The organism is Actinophytocola sp. KF-1, from assembly GCF_054661535.1.
Genome location: NZ_BAAFVK010000010.1, coordinates 133,250 through 150,569 on the forward strand (window position 1 = coordinate 133,250; position 17,320 = coordinate 150,569).

The 17,320-nt window shown below is 71.4% G+C and carries 10 protein-coding genes; 3 read left to right on the top strand and 7 right to left on the bottom strand.

Going from position 1 to position 17,320, the window contains the following annotated elements; genetic code table 11:
- Positions 1 to 13 precede the first annotated feature (13 nt).
- The gene (locus ACYQ77_RS28760; RefSeq protein WP_459716667.1) at positions 14 to 655 is read right to left on the bottom strand and encodes an HNH endonuclease; all 642 of its coding nucleotides are present in this window, start codon (positions 653 to 655) and stop codon (positions 14 to 16) included.
- Positions 656 to 1,127: 472 nt separating this feature from the next.
- Between ACYQ77_RS28760 and ACYQ77_RS28765 the strand changes: the two genes are divergently transcribed.
- Genes ACYQ77_RS28765 through ACYQ77_RS28775 form a run of 3 tightly spaced genes read left to right on the top strand, consistent with a single transcriptional unit; the run spans position 1,128 to position 4,139 of the window.
- Positions 1,128 to 2,099 carry a mechanosensitive ion channel family protein gene (locus ACYQ77_RS28765; protein ID WP_459716668.1) on the top strand — a complete coding sequence of 324 codons (972 nt, stop codon included), beginning with the start codon at positions 1,128 to 1,130 and terminating at the stop codon, positions 2,097 to 2,099.
- A 22-nt stretch (positions 2,100 to 2,121) separates the two neighbouring features.
- Positions 2,122 to 2,520 (top strand): globin, encoded by a 399-nt coding sequence (locus tag ACYQ77_RS28770; protein ID WP_459716670.1) that lies wholly within the window; start codon positions 2,122 to 2,124, stop codon positions 2,518 to 2,520.
- Positions 2,521 to 2,576: 56 nt separating this feature from the next.
- Positions 2,577 to 4,139 (top strand): glycoside hydrolase family 13 protein, encoded by a 1,563-nt coding sequence (locus tag ACYQ77_RS28775; protein ID WP_459716672.1) that lies wholly within the window; start codon positions 2,577 to 2,579, stop codon positions 4,137 to 4,139.
- On the opposite strand, the gene ACYQ77_RS28780 is transcribed toward ACYQ77_RS28775, so the two are convergent.
- From ACYQ77_RS28780 to ettA, 6 genes are all read right to left on the bottom strand, one after another.
- Complete coding sequence (locus ACYQ77_RS28780) at positions 4,136 to 4,435, bottom strand: hypothetical protein (RefSeq protein ID WP_459716674.1); 300 nt, start codon at positions 4,433 to 4,435, stop codon at positions 4,136 to 4,138. The genes ACYQ77_RS28775 and ACYQ77_RS28780 overlap by 4 nt on opposite strands.
- Positions 4,436 to 4,449: 14 nt before the next feature.
- Entirely contained in the window at positions 4,450 to 5,085 is a 636-nt protein-coding gene (locus ACYQ77_RS28785; RefSeq protein ID WP_459716675.1) for a hypothetical protein, read from the bottom strand.
- Positions 5,078 to 5,506, bottom strand: coding sequence for an acyl-CoA thioesterase (locus ACYQ77_RS28790; protein ID WP_459716676.1), 429 nt, complete (start codon positions 5,504 to 5,506; stop codon positions 5,078 to 5,080). The genes ACYQ77_RS28785 and ACYQ77_RS28790 overlap by 8 nt, the downstream gene beginning before the upstream one ends.
- The gene (locus tag ACYQ77_RS28795; RefSeq protein WP_459716678.1) at positions 5,506 to 10,461 is read right to left on the bottom strand and encodes an NAD-glutamate dehydrogenase; all 4,956 of its coding nucleotides are present in this window, start codon (positions 10,459 to 10,461) and stop codon (positions 5,506 to 5,508) included. The genes ACYQ77_RS28790 and ACYQ77_RS28795 overlap by 1 nt, the downstream gene beginning before the upstream one ends.
- A gap of 107 nt (positions 10,462 to 10,568) precedes the next feature.
- On the bottom strand, positions 10,569 to 14,483 hold the full coding sequence (locus tag ACYQ77_RS28800) for a GGDEF domain-containing protein (protein ID WP_459716679.1): 3,915 nt from the start codon (positions 14,481 to 14,483) through the stop codon (positions 10,569 to 10,571).
- Between the two features lie 96 nt (positions 14,484 to 14,579).
- Entirely contained in the window at positions 14,580 to 16,256 is a 1,677-nt protein-coding gene (ettA, locus tag ACYQ77_RS28805) for an energy-dependent translational throttle protein EttA (protein ID WP_459716681.1), read from the bottom strand.
- Between the last annotated feature and the right edge of the window lie 1,064 nt (positions 16,257 to 17,320).

Below are 17,320 nucleotides of genomic sequence, written 5' to 3' on the forward strand. Positions count from 1 at the left end.
CGGGAGGGCCGGTCTAGGCGGCCGGCTCTCCCAGGTAAGGCAGCCACTGGGGGTCGGTGTCCACGACACCGGCGAGCAGGCGCCAGTGCGTTCCGCGCGGCGCTCTCGGCACCACCCGCAACCGCCAGCCGAGCTCCGAGAGCAGCTTGTCGGCCTTGCGGTGGTTGCACCTCACGCAACACGCGACGCAGTTCTGCCACGTGTGCTCGCCGCCGCGACTGCGCGGGATCACGTGGTCGATGGTCTCCGCCCGGCCACCGCAGTAGGCGCAACGATGTCGGTCCCTGTGCATGAGCCCGGCTCTCGTCAGCGGCACCCGCGCCCGGTAGGGCACGCGGACGTAGCTGGAGAGGCGGATCACGGAGGGGACCACGACGCTGTCGCTCGCCGAGTGCAGCACGATCCCGGCCGGGTCGCCGTGCACCACCTCGGCCTTGCCGCAGACCACTAGCACCACCGCGCGGCGCAGCGGGAGGGCGGTCAACGGCTCGAAGGTGGTGTTCAGCAACAGCACGCGGCGCTTGCCCCAGGGCAACGCGCCGCTGGGCGGCGGCTCAGGCGCGCCGGCATCCGACGGTTCGGCTTGCGAACGCAGGGGCGTCCGCGACGCCGGCCCACGGGCGGCGCCGATCGGAGTCGGATGTCGGTCGGGCACGCGACCACCTCCACCGGATCTGGCAGCCATAGCAGACCACAGATCACCCCCTGAACGCACGTGTGTTGTGCAACGTGTCCGGCCACTGTGCTTGATCGGTGACCGAATCGACCTTGAGGCCCGGGACCGCTTCCACCGAGTTGTCCACAGGCAAGATCGACTTCACCGGTCCTGACGGTGACCACTGGTAGACTGGCAAGGCGGGTGGCCCCCGGGATCGGGTGGGGCCTGCGTTGGGGGCGATTCGCGCGGTTCGCGCGGTTTCCGCGGTGGTGCGATGGGCTTCGCGTGAGGCTGCTCGGCGGTCGCGGTGCCTGGCTCGGATGCGGCCGCCGGCCGGTCGTTGTGCCGGGTGTGGGTGTCGTCTCCCGCCGGTGTTTTCCTTGCGGTGCCGGTGATCGCGCGATGCGCGCGATTTCTGTCACACCAGCCGCTTCACACGCGTCGTTGCCGCGCCGTTATCGTCGGGCCCGTGACCGATTTGGAGTTGTCATTCGAGGCGCCCAAGTGCGATCCCGGCGACAACTGGTGCGAGACCGTGGGTCAGCTGACGGGTAGCCAGTGGCTCGCGCAGTCCGCGAACTGGCTCATCGCCAAGCCGCTCACGATCATCCTGATCCTGATCGTCGCGATGATCATTCGCTCCCTCGCGCGCAGGTTGATCGACCGGCTGACGCGTGCGACCGGCGGCAAGGTGCCGACGTTGCTGCGGCCGCTCAAGGAACGCGCGCCGCAGGCCCTTGGCACGCTGCTGTCCGAGCGGCGGGCCCAGCGGGCCAAGACGATCGGCTCCGTCTTCAAGTCGATCACGTCGGTGATCGTGTTCGGGATCGCGTTCATGATGATCCTGGCCGAGCTGGGGGTGAACCTCGCGCCCGTGCTGGCCTCCGCGGGCATCCTCGGCGTCGCGGTCGGGTTCGGTGCGCAGAACGTCGTCAAGGACTTCCTGTCCGGGGTCTTCATGATGCTCGAGGACCAGTACGGCGTCGGCGACGTCGTCGACGTGGGCGAGGCCTCCGGCACCGTCGAGGCCGTCGGCCTGCGGATCACCACCATGCGGGACATGAACGGCACGGTCTGGTACGTGCGCAACGGCGAGATCCTCCGCGTCGGCAACTCCAGCCAGGGGTTCGCGGTCGCGGTCGTCGACGTGCCGATCGGGTACGGCGCCGACGTGGGGCAGGCCACCGACATCCTCGACCGGGTGGCGCGCGACGCGGTCGAGCACGAGCCGGTGTCCGAGGACGTGATCGAGCCGCCCGAGGTGCTCGGTGTGGAACGGGTGTCGGCGACCGAGGGCATCCTGCTGCGGATGACCGTGAAGGTCCGGCCCGGCCGCCAGTGGTCGGTCCAGCGGGCGCTGCGGGCCCGCATCATGGGCGCGTTCGAGGACGCGGGCATCCCCGGGCCCCTGCCCCGCCCCTTCCCCGCCACGGAGGCCTGAACGCTGATGGCAGGATGGAAACGTGGCAACACCGACACCTGAGGAAGTGGCGAGCTTCTACGAAGCCGTCGGCGGCGAACCGGTCTTCCACGGCATCGTCGCGCGGTTCTACGAGGAGGTCGCCAAGGACGAGGTGCTGCGCCCGCTGTACCCCGAGGAGGACCTGGGGCCCGCCGAGGAACGCCTGCGGCTGTTCCTCATGCAGTACTGGGGCGGCCCGCACACCTATTCGGAACGCCGTGGCCACCCTCGGCTGCGGATGCGTCACGCACCGTTCTCGATCGGCCCGATCGAGCGGGACGCCTGGCTGCGGTGCATGCGCACGGCCGTCGACGAGGCGGGCCTGTCCGAGGAGCACCGGCGCCAGCTGTGGAGCTACCTGGAGATGGCCGCCAACAGCCTGATGAACAGCTGGATGTGAGCCGGCGCGCCGAATTCCCGCCCGGATGGCGGCGATTGCTGGCAGGATGACCGATCGTGCGCAGAGCCGGAGACAGCCCCGAGGACGCCTCCGACTGGTGGCGCGACGCGACGTTCTACCAGGTGTACGTGCGTTCGTTCGCCGACTCGGACGGTGACGGCGTCGGCGACCTGGACGGCATCCGCGACCGCCTCGGCTACCTGGAGCTGCTCGGCGTCGACGCGCTCTGGCTGACGCCGTTCTTCCGCTCCCCCATGGCCGACCACGGCTACGACGTGGCCGACCCGAGGGACGTCGACCCGCTGTTCGGCGACCTCGACGCGTTCGACCGGCTGGTCGCCGAGGCGCACAGCCGCGGCATCCGGATCACGATCGACCTGGTGCCCAACCACACGAGCGACGAGCACGTGTGGTTCCAGGAGGCCCTCGCCGACCCCGGCGCCCGGGACCGCTACATCTTCCGGCCCGGCCGGGGCGACGGGCCGCCGAACAACTGGATCAGCGTCTTCGGCGGGCCCGCGTGGACGCGCGTCGACGACGGTCAGTGGTACCTGCACCTGTTCGACGCGCGGCAGCCGGACCTGAACTGGACGCACCCCGAGGTCCACGCGGACCTGGAGCACACGCTGCGGTTCTGGCTGGCCCGCGGCGTGGACGGCTTCCGCATCGACGTCGCGCACGGCATGGCCAAGCCCGCCGACCTGCCGGACATGGACCTGCGGGCGGGCAACCGGATCGGCCAGCACGACCTGTTCGACCCCCGGTTCGACGACGACGGCGTGCACGACGTCCACCGGCTGGTCCGCCGCGTCCTCGACGAGCACCCGGGCGCCATGGCGGTCGGCGAGATCTGGGTGACCGACAACGAGCGGCTCGCCCGCTACCTGCGGCCCGACGAGCTGCACCTGGGCTTCAACTTCCGGCTCGTGCTGGCGCCGTTCGACGCGGCCGCGCTGCGCACCGCCATCGAGGCGTCGCTGGAGACCGCTGCCGTCGCCGGGGCGCCGCCGACGTGGACGCTGTCCAACCACGACGTGGCCCGCGAGGTGAGCAGGTACGGCGACGGGCACCACGGCGAGCAGCGGGCGCGGGCGATGGCGCTCGTCGAGCTGGGGCTGCCCGGTGTGGTGTACCTGTACAACGGCGAGGAGCTGGGCCTGCCGAACGTGGCGCTGCCGGACTGGGCCATCCAGGACCCGAAGTACTTCCGCTCCGGCGGCGAGGTCCGCGGTCGCGACGGCTGCCGCGTGCCGCTGCCGTGGGAGGGCGACGAGCCGCCGTTCGGCTTCTCTCCGGGGACGTCGACGTGGCTGCCGATGCCGCCGGAGTGGGCGAAGCTGACCGTGGAGCGGCAGCTGGAGGACGCGGACTCGACGCTGTCGCTGTACCGGCACGCGATCGAGCTGCGGAAGTCCCATCCGGCGTTCGCCGGCGCCGAGCTGGAGTGGTACGGCGCGCCGGAGGGCTGCTTCGCGTACCGCCGCAAGGGCGGCGGGCTGGTGTGCGTCCTCAACGCGTCGGCGACCGCGGTGCCGCTGCCCGCGGGCGAGGTGCTGCTGACCAGCGGCTCACTGTCCGACGGCCTGCTGCCGCCGGACACCGCCGCCTGGCTCGTCTAGAAGCCGGACCCCGCCTCGCCGAAACCCGGGTCCAGCTCGGGTGACTCCGGCTCGGGGTCGTCGTCGGACAGGGCGGCGCCCGCGACGAACGCCGCCGTCGGGCCCACGCCCCACGCGACGTTGCGGATCGCGTTGGCCCGGCGTTGCTTGGCGCTCAGCGGCTCGACGGGCTCCGCCGGGTACTGGACGTGCCTCGGCCGTGCGGGACCGTCCTCCGGCTCCCGGCCGTCCCACTCGTCGTGCCTGGGCACGGTCTGGTCCAGGAACCGGCGTGCCGGGTCCTCTGGCTCGCTCATGCGGTCATCGAACCCTAGACGAGCAACGGCAGCAAGGCGTGCCTGCGCCGGACCACCGCACCGAACCGGGCGTCGATCCGCAGCCACGCGTCGGTGGCCGTGACCCGCACGTGCTCGCTCTCGCCGGAGCCGAGGAACCCCATGCCCGACATGGCGAACAGGCAGCGCATCGGGATCTTCACCTCGAGGCCGTCACCCGACACCGTCAGCACCGTCTGGTCGAGCAGCGACGCGGGCGGGGTGCCGTGCGGGCCCTGGTTCTCCCGTGCCAGCTCCAGGCCGCGCTCGGTCAGGTCCGCCACCACCTTCGCGGGCAGCTGCTCCTCCACGACCTGCCAGTGCGCCTGCGGCGGCAGTGCCGACCGCCACTGCATGTCGACCGCCCGGCCGGGGTCGACCCGGTCGGCCCGCGACACCGCGAGCGCGGCCAGCAGGTCGTTGCCGAACACCGTCACGTCCGCCGGCTCCATGGTGCCGAGCACGGTCCGGGTGGCGAGCACGTCGAACGGCGTCGCCACCCAGGCGTCGATCCGGCCGCCGTCGCGGGTGCGCAGGCGCACCACGGTCTGCCCGTCGAGGCGGACCGCCCGGGCGACGAACGCGCCGAGGTCGTCCCGTTCGGACTGGTCCGAGAAACTCAGCTCAGGCACCGTTGCTCCCACTGCGGTACGCGGCAAGGAAATCCCGCTCGCCCTCGGTGAGCCTGCGCGGTCGGCCGCTCGCCGTGTCGTACGGCACGAGCAGCGTCTCCGCGGTCACCGCGGGCATCTCCTCCAACGGTCCGATGTGGACCTTGTAGTCGAGGGTGAAGGCCGCGTGCCGCATCTCCCGGACGCTCATCGACACCCGCACGGGGCTGCCGTCGGCCACCAGCGGCATCAAGTAGTCCACGACCAGCCGCGCCACCACGACACCGCGCGCCATGCCCTCGGCGCCCTGCCGTGCCGCCTCCGTGAAGAGCAGCTCGACGCGGGCCTCTTCCAGCAGCGTCACGGTGTTCGCGTGGTTGACGTGACCGTACGCGTCCATGTCCGACCAGCGCGGCCGGACCTCGGCGATGAAGACACCCACTACCGCACCATACTGCGCACCTGCCGGGTGGCGACCGACAGTGTCGCCAGGTCCAGCTTGCCCACCCGCCGGATCTCCTCCAGCGACTCGCGCGACCGGGAGATGCGCCGGGAGTTGGCGTGCTCCCAGTTCTCGATCTTCTCGTCCGCCGAGGTGCCGGGGTCGCTCTGGCGCAGCACGTCGAGCGTGATGGCACGCAGCGACGAGTACAGGTCGTCCCGCAGCGCCAGCCTGGCGAGCGCGTGCCAGCGGTTGCCGCGTTCCAGCGCGCTGATCGAGGTCAGCATCGAGTCGATGTTGAGGTGCTCGGACAGCGCGTAGTACAGCTCGGCGGTCTCGCGCGGGCTGCGCTCGGTGTCCAGCCCGTCGCGGTCGGCCAGCTCGGCGACCTCGGTGATGTCCAGCAGCGCGTAGCAGTCGAGCAGCGACGCGATCCGCTGCGCGAGCGCGGCGGGCGTGCCGACGGCCACCAGTTCGTCCGCCGCGCGGGCCACGGACTCCTGCTCCGCGCCGCGCAACATGCCCGGCACGTCCGGCGCCAGCTCGGCGACCACCTTGTGGAACCGGTTGATCTCCGCGCCCACCGCGAGCGGCTGCGGCCGGTTCGACAGCAGCCAGCGGGACGCGCGGTCCAGCAGGCGGCGGGTCTCCAGCGTCATGTGGTCGGCCGTGTCGGTCGGCACGACGTTGTCGAGCGCCCTGATCTCGCGCCACAGCTCCGGCAGGTCGTAGATCTTGGTGACCGCGGTGAACGCGCGCACGGCGTCGGTCGCGGACGCGTTCATCTCCTCGGCCAGCCGGTACGCGTACGACACGCCACCGCCGTCGACCACCTCGTTGACGACCAGCGTGGTGGTGATCTGGCGGCGCAGCGGGTGGTCGTGGATGTGGTCGGCGAACCGCTCCCGCAGCCGCGTCGGGAAGTACTCCGGCAACCGCCGCGAGAACACGTCCGCGTCGGGCAGCTCGGAGGCCAGCACCTCGTGCTTGAGCCGCAGCTTCACGTGCGCGAGCAGGGTCGCCAGCTCCGGGGAGGTGAGGCCCTCGCCCCGCTTGTCCATGTCCCGGAACTGCGCCTTGGTCGGCAGCGCCTCCAGGTTGCGGTCCAGCCCGGACTTCTCCTCCAGGTCGTTGACCAGCCGCGCGAGCACGGTCAGCATCGACACCGCGTGCGCACGGCTCACGCCGAGCACCGCGTTCTGCGAGTAGTTGTCGGCCAGCACGAGGTGCGCGACCTCGTCGGTCATCTCCGCCAGCAGCTCGTTGCGCTGCTCCTTGGCGAGCGTGCCCCGCGCGACCAGCTGGTCGAGCAGGATCTTGATGTTGACCTCGTGGTCGGAGCAGTCCACGCCCGCCGAGTTGTCCAGCGCGTCGGTGTTCACCTTGCCGCCGGCCCGCGCGAACTCGATGCGGCCGCGCTGCGTGAGCCCGAGGTTGCCGCCCTCGCCGACGACCTTGACCCGCAGGTCGGCGCCGTCGACGCGGACCGCGTCGTTGGCCTTGTCGCCCACGTCCGCGTGCGACTCGGTCTGTGCCTTCACATAGGTGCCGATGCCGCCGTTCCACAGCAGGTCGACAGGAGCCAGCAGGATCGCCTTCATGAGCTCCGGCGGCGACAGCTTCGTGACGCCCTCCGGCAGGCCCAGCGCGACCCGCGCCTGCTCGCTGACCGGGATCGACTTCAGCGTGCGCGGCCACACGCCGCCACCCTCGCTGATCAGCGACCGGTCGTAGTCGTCCCAGCTGGACCTCGGCAGCTCGAACAGGCGCCGCCGCTCCGCGTAGGAGGTGGCGGCGTCCGGGTTCGGGTCGATGAACACGTGCATGTGGTTGAACGCGGCGACGAGCCGGATGTGCTCGGACAGCAGCATGCCGTTGCCGAACACGTCCCCGGCCATGTCGCCGATGCCGACGACCGTGAAGTCCTCGGTCTGCGTGTCCTTGCCGAGCTCGCGGAAATGCCGTTTCACGCTCTCCCACGCGCCGCGGGCGGTGATGCCCATGGCCTTGTGGTCGTAGCCGACGGAACCGCCGGACGCGAACGCGTCGCCGAGCCAGAAGCCGTAGCTCGCGGCGACCTCGTTCGCGATGTCGGAGAACTTGGCGGTGCCCTTGTCGGCGGCAACGACCAGGTAGGTGTCGTCGCCGTCGTAGCGGACCACGTCCCTGGCCGGTACGACCTCGCCGCCACGCAGGTTGTCGGTCAGGTCCAGCAGACCGGAGATGAACATGCGGTAGCAGGCGATGCCCTCGGCCATGAAGGCCTCGCGGTCGTCGCCTGCGGGCGGGCGCTTGACCACGAACCCGCCCTTGGCGCCCACGGGCACGATGACCGCGTTCTTCACCGCCTGCGCCTTGACCAGGCCGAGGATCTCGGTGCGGAAGTCCGAACGGCGGTCCGACCAGCGCAGGCCGCCGCGCGCGACGGGGCCGAACCGCAGGTGCACGCCCTCGACGCGGGGCGAGTACACGAAGATCTCGAACTTCGGCCTCGGGTCGGGCAGGTCGATGACCTGCGCCGGGTCGAGTTTGATCGCCAGGTACGGCCGCGGCTCGCCGTGCTCGTCGCGGACGTTGTAGTTGGTCCGCAGCGTGGCCCGGATGAGCGCGAGCAGGCTGCGCAGGATGCGGTCCGCGTCGAGGCTCGTGACCTCGTCGATCATCGTGGTGATCTCGGCGATCTGGGATTCCACCGCCCGCTCGCGCACCTCGTCGGCCTTCGACAGGTCGAACCGGGTCTCGAACAGGCGGACCAGCGCGACCGCGACGTGCGTGTGGTCGAGCACCGCGGACTCGACGTCGCCCTGGTCGAACGGGACACCCGCCTGCCGCAGGTAGCGCGAGTAGGCACGCAGCAGCGCCGCCTGCCGCCAGCTCAGGCCGCCGCGCAGGACCAGCGAGTTGAACCGGTCGGACTCGGCGTCGCCGCGCCAGATCGCGCCGAACGCGTCCTGGAACAGGGTGCGCTGCCGCAGCTGCTGGTCCGGGGTCTTGTCCTCGACCTCGGCCGGGTCGACCCGCAGCCCGAAGTCGTAGATCCACCAGCGCGTGCCGTCCTCGCGGTGGATCTCGTAGGGCCGCTCGTCGACGACCTCGACGCCCATCTGCTGCAGCACCGGCAGCATCTGCGACAGCGTGACGCCCTCGCCGGCCAGGTACAGCTTGAAGCGGCGCTCGCCCGGCTCGGCGTCCTGCGGGCGGTAGAAGGACATGCCGAGGTCGCCCTCGGCACGCAGCCCTTCCAGTTTGCGCAGGTCGGCGAGGGCCTCGGTGGCGGCGAAGTCCTCCTTGTAGGCCTCGGGGAAGACGCTCGCGAAGCGCTGCCCCTGTTCGGTCGCGGACTCGGCGCCGACGGCCACCATGTCGTTGTCGCGGCGCGCGCCGCTGTCGACCCGCTCGCGCTGCTCGGCGAACACGGCCTCGACGAGCCGGTCGTCCCAGGTGCGCACGGCCTCGGTGAGCCGCTCCTGGATGCGGTTGACGTCCGCGTCGACCGGCACCGACGGGTCGGTGTGCACGGTGAAGTGGACCTGCGCGAGCGGGTTCTCCCCGATGCGGGTGGAGAACTCGAGGTTCGTCCCGTTCAGCTCGTCGATGAGCACCTCGGTCATCGCGAGGCGGGACGTGGTGGTGTAGCGGTCGCGCGGCAGGAACACCAGGCAGGAGAAGAACCGGCTGTACGGGTCGCGGCGCAGGAACAGCCGCAGCCGGCGGCGGTCGGCGAGCGCGATCACGCCGGTGGCCGTCTGGTACAGCGTCTCCGTGCTGGTGGAGAACAGCTCCGAGCGCGGCCAGTTCTGGATGACCTCGAGCATCTTCTGCCCGGTGTAGGACTCCAGCGGGAAACCGGCGCGGTGGATGACCTCGCGGACACGGCTCCCGACGACCGGGATGTCCAGCACGTCCTCGTGCAGCGCGGTGATGGTGAAGACGCCGAGGAAGCGGTGCTCGCCGGTGACCTCGCCGTTCTCGTCGAAGGTCTTGACGCCCACGTAGTACGGGTAGGTCGGCCGGTGGACCGACGACGGGGCGGAGGCCTCGGTGAGGATCAGCAGGTCCGGGGAGGCGGCGTCGACGTCGGCGTCCGCGCCCGGGGTGAGGTTGCGGGTGGCGAGGCTGTCCTGGCGCAGCACGCCGAGACCGCTCGCGAGCACGGCCTTGAGCGCGCGGCGGTCGCCGTCGCGGACGAGGTCGTAGCTGCGGTAGCCGAGGAAGGTGAAGTGGCCGTCGGCGAGCCAGCGCAGCAGGTTCGCGCCTTCGATGGCCACGGCCTCGTCAACCGGCGGGTTGGCCTCCAGCTCGTCGGCGAGCGCGCGGGCGGTACCCATCATGCGGTCGGTGTCCTCGACGACCTCGCGGACGTCGTTCAGGACGGCGAGCAGGCGGTTCTCGATCTCGCGGCTGCGGTCCGCGTCGCGGATCAGGTCGACCTCGATCGACATCCACGACTCGGCCAGCGCCTCCGCGGGCGGGTCGTCGGCGTCGGCGGCGGTGAGGATCTCCCGCAGCCCGCCGGTGACGTCCCGGCTGACCACGACGATCGGGTGCACCACCCGGTGCACGGGCAGGCCGCTGCGCACCAGCTCGGCGGTCACCGACTCGACCAGGTACGGCATGTCGTCGGTGACCAGCTGCACGATGGTGCCCGCGGTGCGCCAGCCGTCGGTCTCGGCGTCCGGGTTGAAGACGCGGACCGCCGGCCGGCCGGGCACCCGGCGTGCGGCGAGGTCACGGTGCGTGCGCACGATCCCGACGAGGTCGACCGGGTCGGTGTCGTTGACCTCCTCCGGCGGGATGTAGCGGTAGTAAAGCCGGATCAGGTCCGCCATGTCCGGGGCGGCCGACGCGGCCTGCTCGATGAGATCGTCCCGGAGTTGTTCCGGGCTCTCCTCGGTTTGTGTCCGGTCCAACCCACCGGTTCTGTCGGTGCGGGTGCGGGTTCCGGTCGAGCTCATGTTCAGGCGACTCCACGATTGGCGGCACGACGATGTGCCACAGGCGGCACACAGACTAAGCGATCACGCGAGGGCGACGGGCCAACCGTACGACGTAACCCTGGTCCTCATTCAGGCGACCGGTGGCGACCCCGGACCCCCGACTGCTGCCGGTCGGCGTCGTCGGAGACGAACGAGTCGAACCGCTCCGGAGCCCGGTGGACCTCGGCGTCTTCGGCCGTGGACTGGTATGCGGCGAGCGCCTCGGTGAGCAGGCTGGCGATCGTCGCGGAGGACCGCTCCCCACGCCGGGGCAGGTCGTCGGGCCGCGGTTCGGGCCCGATCGGCGCGTCGTAAGAAGTTTCCTGAACCGGTTCCTTGACCGGTTCTGTGACCTTTTTCTCCACGGCCCCGAACTCGGCGAACGCCGCCCCCAGCGACGAGCGCGGCGCCCCGGTGTCGGCGGGTTCGGCGCCGAACAACTCGTCGGCGGGCGACTCCACCGCCGCCGAGGACTCGATCCGCGCCCACGACTCGGCGGGCTTGCGCGCGGGCAGCTCGGGCGCGTCGTCGAACTCGGCACGCAACCCCGGCACCGGCCCGGTGAGCGCGTCGAAGGCGGCCATCAACCGGGACCGCCCGCCCACTTCCGGCTCGATCGACGCCGGTGTCGCGGGCTCGGTCAATGACTCGGGCGCGGGCCGGACCGGTTGTTCGGGCTCGAACCGCGCCGGTGCGTCGGGTTCGGGCCGCGTCAGTACCTCGGGCTCGAACCGCGCCGATGTCTCGGGCTCAACCCGCGTCATTGACTCGGGCGCGGGCTGGATCAGCGACTCGGACCCGTGCCGGACCTGCGACTCGGACCCGAACCGTGCCGGTGCCTCGGGCTCGAACCGGACCGGTGCGCCGGGTTCGGGCCGCGTCAATGACGCGGGCTCGAGCCGGGCCGGTGGCTCGGACTCGAGCCGGGCCGGTGCGTCGGAATCGAACCGGACCGGTGCGCCGGGATCGAACTGGGTCAGTGGCTCGGGCCGAGCCGGTGGCTCGGCCTCGGGCCGGGCCGGCGGCTCGGTTACGTCGGCGGGTGGCGGGGGCGCGGGGGCCGCCTGGCGCGTCCCGTTCCGCTCCCGAGCCGCCTGCGACTTCGCGTTGAGCGCGGACATCATGCGGGCCAGCTCGGCCTTGGTCTCCTCATAGGAGGAGCGCTGGGCGTTCTCGGCGCCACGCAGCATCCCCCCGGAGGACAACCCGGCGAGACTGGAGAAGAACCCGTCGTCGGTGCTCGACAGCCGCGGCGCGCCGACGCCCGAGCCGGGGCTCGCGGAGTTCTCGCCTTCCGGCGAGGCGGAGGAAGATCCGCTGGCTCCCTCAGCGGAGCGGCTCGCCTCTCCCTGAGGCCCAGCGGCCAGGCTCGCGTCGTCCTCGTTCGCTGCGGCGAACGGCGAAGCATGGCCCGCGCCGTCCTGGCTTGCTGCGGCGACCGGCGAGGCATGGCTCGCTTCGGGGTGGCTCGCTGCGGTGAGCGGCGAAGCGTGGCTCGCTTCGGGGTGGCTCGCTGCGGTGAGCGGCGAGGCATGGCTCGCTTCGGGGTGGCTCGCTGCGGTGAGCGGTGAAGCGTGGCTCGCTTCGGGGTGGGTCTGGGTGGCCCGGTGGGGTGCCTCGTCGCGGGTGTGGGGGTCGCCGGGGCTTGTTTCCGTAGCCGGTGTTGCCTGCGGGGGCTCGCTCGTGGGGCCTTCCGTGCTTGTTGCCGGGGTGGGGTGGATGGTTCTGCGCGTGGTCAGGCCCGGCTCGTCCGGGCCGTCGTGCGGCGCGCCGTGGCGGGCGGGAAAGCGAGTGCGGTCGATGCCGGTCGTGGCTTCGCCGATCCGGGACTCGCTGAAGGACGGTTTCGTCGGGGTGGCCGCGCGCTTGCCCTGGCTCGGTTCGTCCGCGGTGGAGGGCCAGTCAGCGGGCAGGGCCTCGTCCGGCTGGCTTGCTTCTGCCTGTGCCCGTCGCTCCGCCCGTGTCCAGCGCGGGGCCTCCGCCGGTTCCGCTGGCCAGCGGGACTTCGCGCCAGGGGGTTGTTCCTCGCCCGCCCTTCTGCGGCCGCCGCTGCCCGACGGGATGCTCAGGGAACTCAGGATCGAGCGGCCTGGTTGCTGCGGCTCGGTCGGGCGAGCCTGGCTCCGCGGCGCCGCCTGCTGCGCCTGGCTCACCGAACCAGCCTGGCCCTGTGACGCGGCGTGGTGTGCCTGGCTCTGCACGTCCGCTCGGGGCGCTTGACTGGGTGTGCCGGCCTGCTGCGTTGGGCTCCCGGCCTGGCGCGTGTGGCTCTGGGGCTCGGGCTGGTGTGGCTGGTTCAGCGGTCTCGTCGGGGTTTCCTCCGACAGTGCCGACTGCAGTGCGGCCGCGGTCTCCGACAGCGAGCTCCCCGTCGCGGGTGCCTGCGCTGAGGTCAGTGCGTTGCGGGCCGCGGAGAGGATACCTGTCGGGTCGAGGTTTTCGTCGGTTGCCGGGTGGTCTGTCTGCACCACGCCGGTGCTGATGCTCATGTCCTTGCCGCCCGCGGCGGCCCAGTCGGACTCGCGGATCGTCGCCGCGAACTCCTCCGCCTGGTCCCTCGTCGTGGCGGGGAGGAGCACGGCCAGTTCGCTGCCGTCGGATCTCGCCACTTCCGCGTTGTCCGGTGCCATGTCGCGGACCTTGTCCGCGAGACCGGCCATGATGCCCGTGTCCGGGCCGCGGTCGTCGGTGCCGTCCTTGGTCGAGTCGAAACGGACGAGCGTCAGCGCGACCGGGCGCTCGCCGGTGCGGACCGCGCGCAGCCTGCGGATCAGGCCCTCGCGGTCGAGCAGGCCGTTGTCCTTCGCCATGTCGACCGTGCCCGCCAGTTCCGGTGCGGCGGACGGGGTCTGCTGCTCCCCCGACGGCCGCTGCTGCGCCGGCTCCACCTGTGCTGGCGGCGCCACCGCGACCGGCAGGCCGGCCGGGTGCGCGAGCCGGCGCATCAGCGCGGCCACCGACTGCTGTGCCGTGTCGCGGACGCCGTGGTTGGAGCCGACCTCCACCAGCACGATCCGCGCGGCACGTGACACCGCGCGCATGCGCCGGTGCTCGGCCGCACGCGCCGCACGCATCGCCTCCAGCGCGTCCGCGGCGCGGCCCGCCTGCTCTTCCAGGCGGGACACCTCCGTCAGCGCGTCGGCACGCAGACCGTCCAGCGCATGCCGTTCCGCCACCCACGCGGCCTGGTCCAGCAGGTGCCTGCCCCGGTCCGTCTGGCCCGACGGCAGGTACACCCGCGTCGCCACCGCCAGCATCAGCCTGCCGACCGACGCCGCCGACGTGGCGCGCACCGGCTCGTCGACCGTCGGGTGCGCGGCGTTCAGCGCCTCGCTCAGCTCGCCCTCGTCGAGCAGACCGCACACCAGCTCCAGCACGAGCCGTGCCCGCAGCCGGTCGCTCTCCGAGCGCAGGTCGGGACGCAGCCTGGTCAACAGGGCGAGCCCCTCGCGGGCCGCGGTGATCGCGTCCTCGGTGTCGCCGTACCAGCGGTGGTAGCCGGCGGTGCGCACGGCGAGCCGGGCGCGTTCCATCCGCCGCACGTCCGCCGCGATCCCGCTGTCCGCGGCCAGCAGCCGGTCGGCCTCCGAGAGCGCGTCCTCGACGTCGTCGCGGCGCGCCACGTGTGCGACGCAGCCGACGAGCCTGCCCAGTGCGGCCGCACGCACCGCGGGCGGGGTCTGCCCCGCCTCCAGCACCGGGCGCAGGAGCGCGCCGCCCAGGAGCGGTTCGCCGACCTGCTGCGCGCACGCGGCGAGGTCGATCCGCACCGCGGCCGCGACGTCCCGGGCGCCGCCGGTCTCGGCCAGCGTGAGGGCGGCGAACCCGGGTTCGACCGCCTGCGCGTGCTGGCTGATCCGGACCAGACCCGACGCGAGCACGGCCTGCGCCCGCATCACCAGGTTCCTGGTCTCACCGGAACCCGCACCCGTCGAGGCGTCGGTGGCGCCGACCAGCAGCGCGCGCCGGGCGAGCTGGACACTGAGCTCCGGCGCGCTCACGCGGAGCGCCTCCGCTGAGCTCACGAGTGCGGCGCACTCGTGCAGCCCACCGGTCGCCGGTAGGTCGTTCCAGGCCGCCGCCACCGCACCCCCAACCTAGTCGCGGGTCAACTTGCGGTAGGTGACCCGATGCGGGCGGGCGGCTTCCTCTCCGAGGCGCTCGATCTTGTTCTTCTCGTAGCCCTCGAAGTTGCCTTCGAACCAGAACCACTTGGCGGGGTTCTCGTCGGTGCCCTCCCACGCGAGGATATGCGTCGCGACGCGGTCGAGGAACCACCTGTCGTGAGAGATCACGACCGCACAGCCGGGGAACTGCTCCAACGCGTTCTCCAGCGAGCCCAACGTTTCCACGTCGAGGTCGTTCGTCGGCTCGTCGAGCAGGATCAGGTTGCCGCCCTGCTTGAGGGTGAGCGCCAGGTTGAGCCGGTTGCGCTCGCCACCGGACAGCACGCCCGCCGGCTTCTGCTGGTCGGCGCCCTTGAACCCGAACGCGCTGACGTACGCGCGGGACGGCATCTCGACCTGGCCCACGTGGATGTAGTCCAGCCCTTCCGACACCACCTCCCACACGTTCTTCTTCGGGTCGATACCGCCCCGCTCCTGGTCGACGTAGGACAGCTTCACCGTCTCGCCGACCTTGACCTCGCCGCTGTCCGGCTTCTCGATACCCACGATCGTCTTGAACAGCGTCGACTTGCCGACGCCGTTCGGGCCGATCACGCCGATGATGCCGTTGCGGGGCAGGCTGAACGACAGTCCGTCGATCAGCACCCGGTCGCCGAAGCCCTTCTTCAGGTTCTCGACGTCGACGACCACGCTGCCCAGCCGCGGCCCCGGCGGGATCTGGATCTCCTCGAAGTCGAGCTTCCGCGTCCGCTCGGCCTCGGCCGCCATCTCCTCGTACCGCTCGAGACGGGCCCTGGACTTGGTCTGGCGCGCCTTCGCGTTCGACCGCACCCACGCCAGCTCGTCCTTCAGGCGCTTCTGCAGCTTCTGGTCCTTCTTGCCCTGGACCGCGAGCCGCTCCGCCTTCTTCTCCAGGTAGGTGGAGTAGTTGCCCTCGTAGGCGTGCGCCCGGCCGCGGTCGAGCTCGAGGATCCACTGCGACAGGTTGTCCAGGAAGTACCGGTCGTGAGTGACCGCCAGGACGGCACCCGCGTACTGCGCGAGGTGCTGCTCCAGCCACAGCACGCTCTCCGCGTCCAGGTGGTTGGTGGGCTCGTCCAGCAGCAGCAGGTCCGGCTTCGACAGCAGCAGCTTGCACAGGGCGACCCGGCGGCGCTCACCACCGGACAGCACCGTCACGTCCGCGTCCGGCGGCGGGCAGCGCAGCGCGTCCATGGCCTGCTCGAGCTGGGAGTCCAGGTCCCACGCGTCCGCGTGGTCCAGGTCCTCCTGGAGACGGCCCATCTCCTCCATCAGCTCGTCGGAGTAGTCCGTCGCCATCTTCTCGGCGATCTCGTTGAAGCGGGTCAGCTTCTGGTAGATCTCGCCGACGCCCTCCTGGACGTTGCCGAGGACCGTCTTGTCCTCGTTCAGCGGCGGCTCCTGCTGGAGGATGCCGACGGTGTAGCCCGGGGACAGGAACGCCTCACCGTTGTTCGGCTGGTCCATCCCCGCCATGATCTTGAGGACGCTGGACTTGCCCGCGCCGTTGGGGCCGACCACACCGATCTTCGCCCCTGGGTAGAAGGCGAGAGTGACGTCATCGAGGATGACCTTGTCGCCGTGCGCCTTGCGCACCTTCTTCATGGTGTAGATGAACTCGGCCATGGGCGCGATCGTAGAGCGGCCGGTGGTCGGCACTGAGCGCGGTGTGGCTGTTTTGCCTACGCGAACGATGTCAAGTCACGTGCCTCCTCCCGCCGGGCCGCGGCCTGTGAGATCAACTCCTTCCAGTACATGGGTGGTTCACCCGACCGGGGTCCGCTGGGCGCATGCCGGGTGCGGAGGACTGACGCGCCAGGTGGTGCCGAGCCCGCCGACACCGGGACCGCCTAAGCGCGACCCAGGCAGACGGTGGCACGCACACCGGCGGACATGCCCAACCACATGATGGGCGACACCCCACCAGGGCGGGCACCGACCAGCGATGCCAGGACCGCCGAAACGCGAGGCAGGCAGAACGTCGGTGGCGCGCACACCCACGCACCTGCCCAACTGCCCAACCAGCACACGAACGGCAACACCTGCCACGGTGGTGCCAGGCCAGCCGACACCGGGACCGCCGAAACGCGACGGGGGCCGCCCGCGCACATGCCCGACCAGGGCACGGAGGGTCGACACCCCGGTGAGTGCCCGAGCCCGCCAACGCCGGGGACCCCCAGAGCGCGACGCAGGCAATCGGTGGCACGCACACCCACGCACACGCCCAACCACACACGAGGGCCAACACCCACCAGGGCGGTGCCCAACCAGCCGACATCGGGACCGCCGAAACGCGACGCAGACAGCCCGCGCACATGCCCGACCAGGGCACGGAGGGTTGACACCCCCGGCAGGTGCCGAGCCCACCGACGCCGGGACCGCCACAAGCGCAACGCAGGTAGTCGGTGGCAGGCATACCCACGCACAGGCCCAACCAGCGCACGAAGGTCAACACCCGCCAATCTGGCGCCGAACCAGCCGATGCCAGGACTGCCAACCGCGACGCAGACAGCCCAGGACATGCCCGACCAGGCACGGAAGGTTGACACCCCCAAGCGGGTGCCGAGCCCGCCAACGCCGGGACCGCCGAAAACGCGACGGGGGCCGCCCGCGGAGATGCCCGACCAGGGCGCGGAGGGTAGACACCCCCGGTAGGTGCCCGAGCCCGCCAACGCCGGGGACCGCCAGAG

Coding starts and splice junctions, on each gene's coding strand:
- ACYQ77_RS28780 (WP_459716674.1), bottom strand. CDS start 4,435: ATGAGCGAGCCAGAGGACCCGGCACGCCGGTTCCTGGACCAGACCGTG.
- ACYQ77_RS28795 (WP_459716678.1), bottom strand. CDS start 10,461: ATGAGCTCGACCGGAACCCGCACCCGCACCGACAGAACCGGTGGGTTG.
- ettA (WP_459716681.1), bottom strand. CDS start 16,256: ATGGCCGAGTTCATCTACACCATGAAGAAGGTGCGCAAGGCGCACGGC.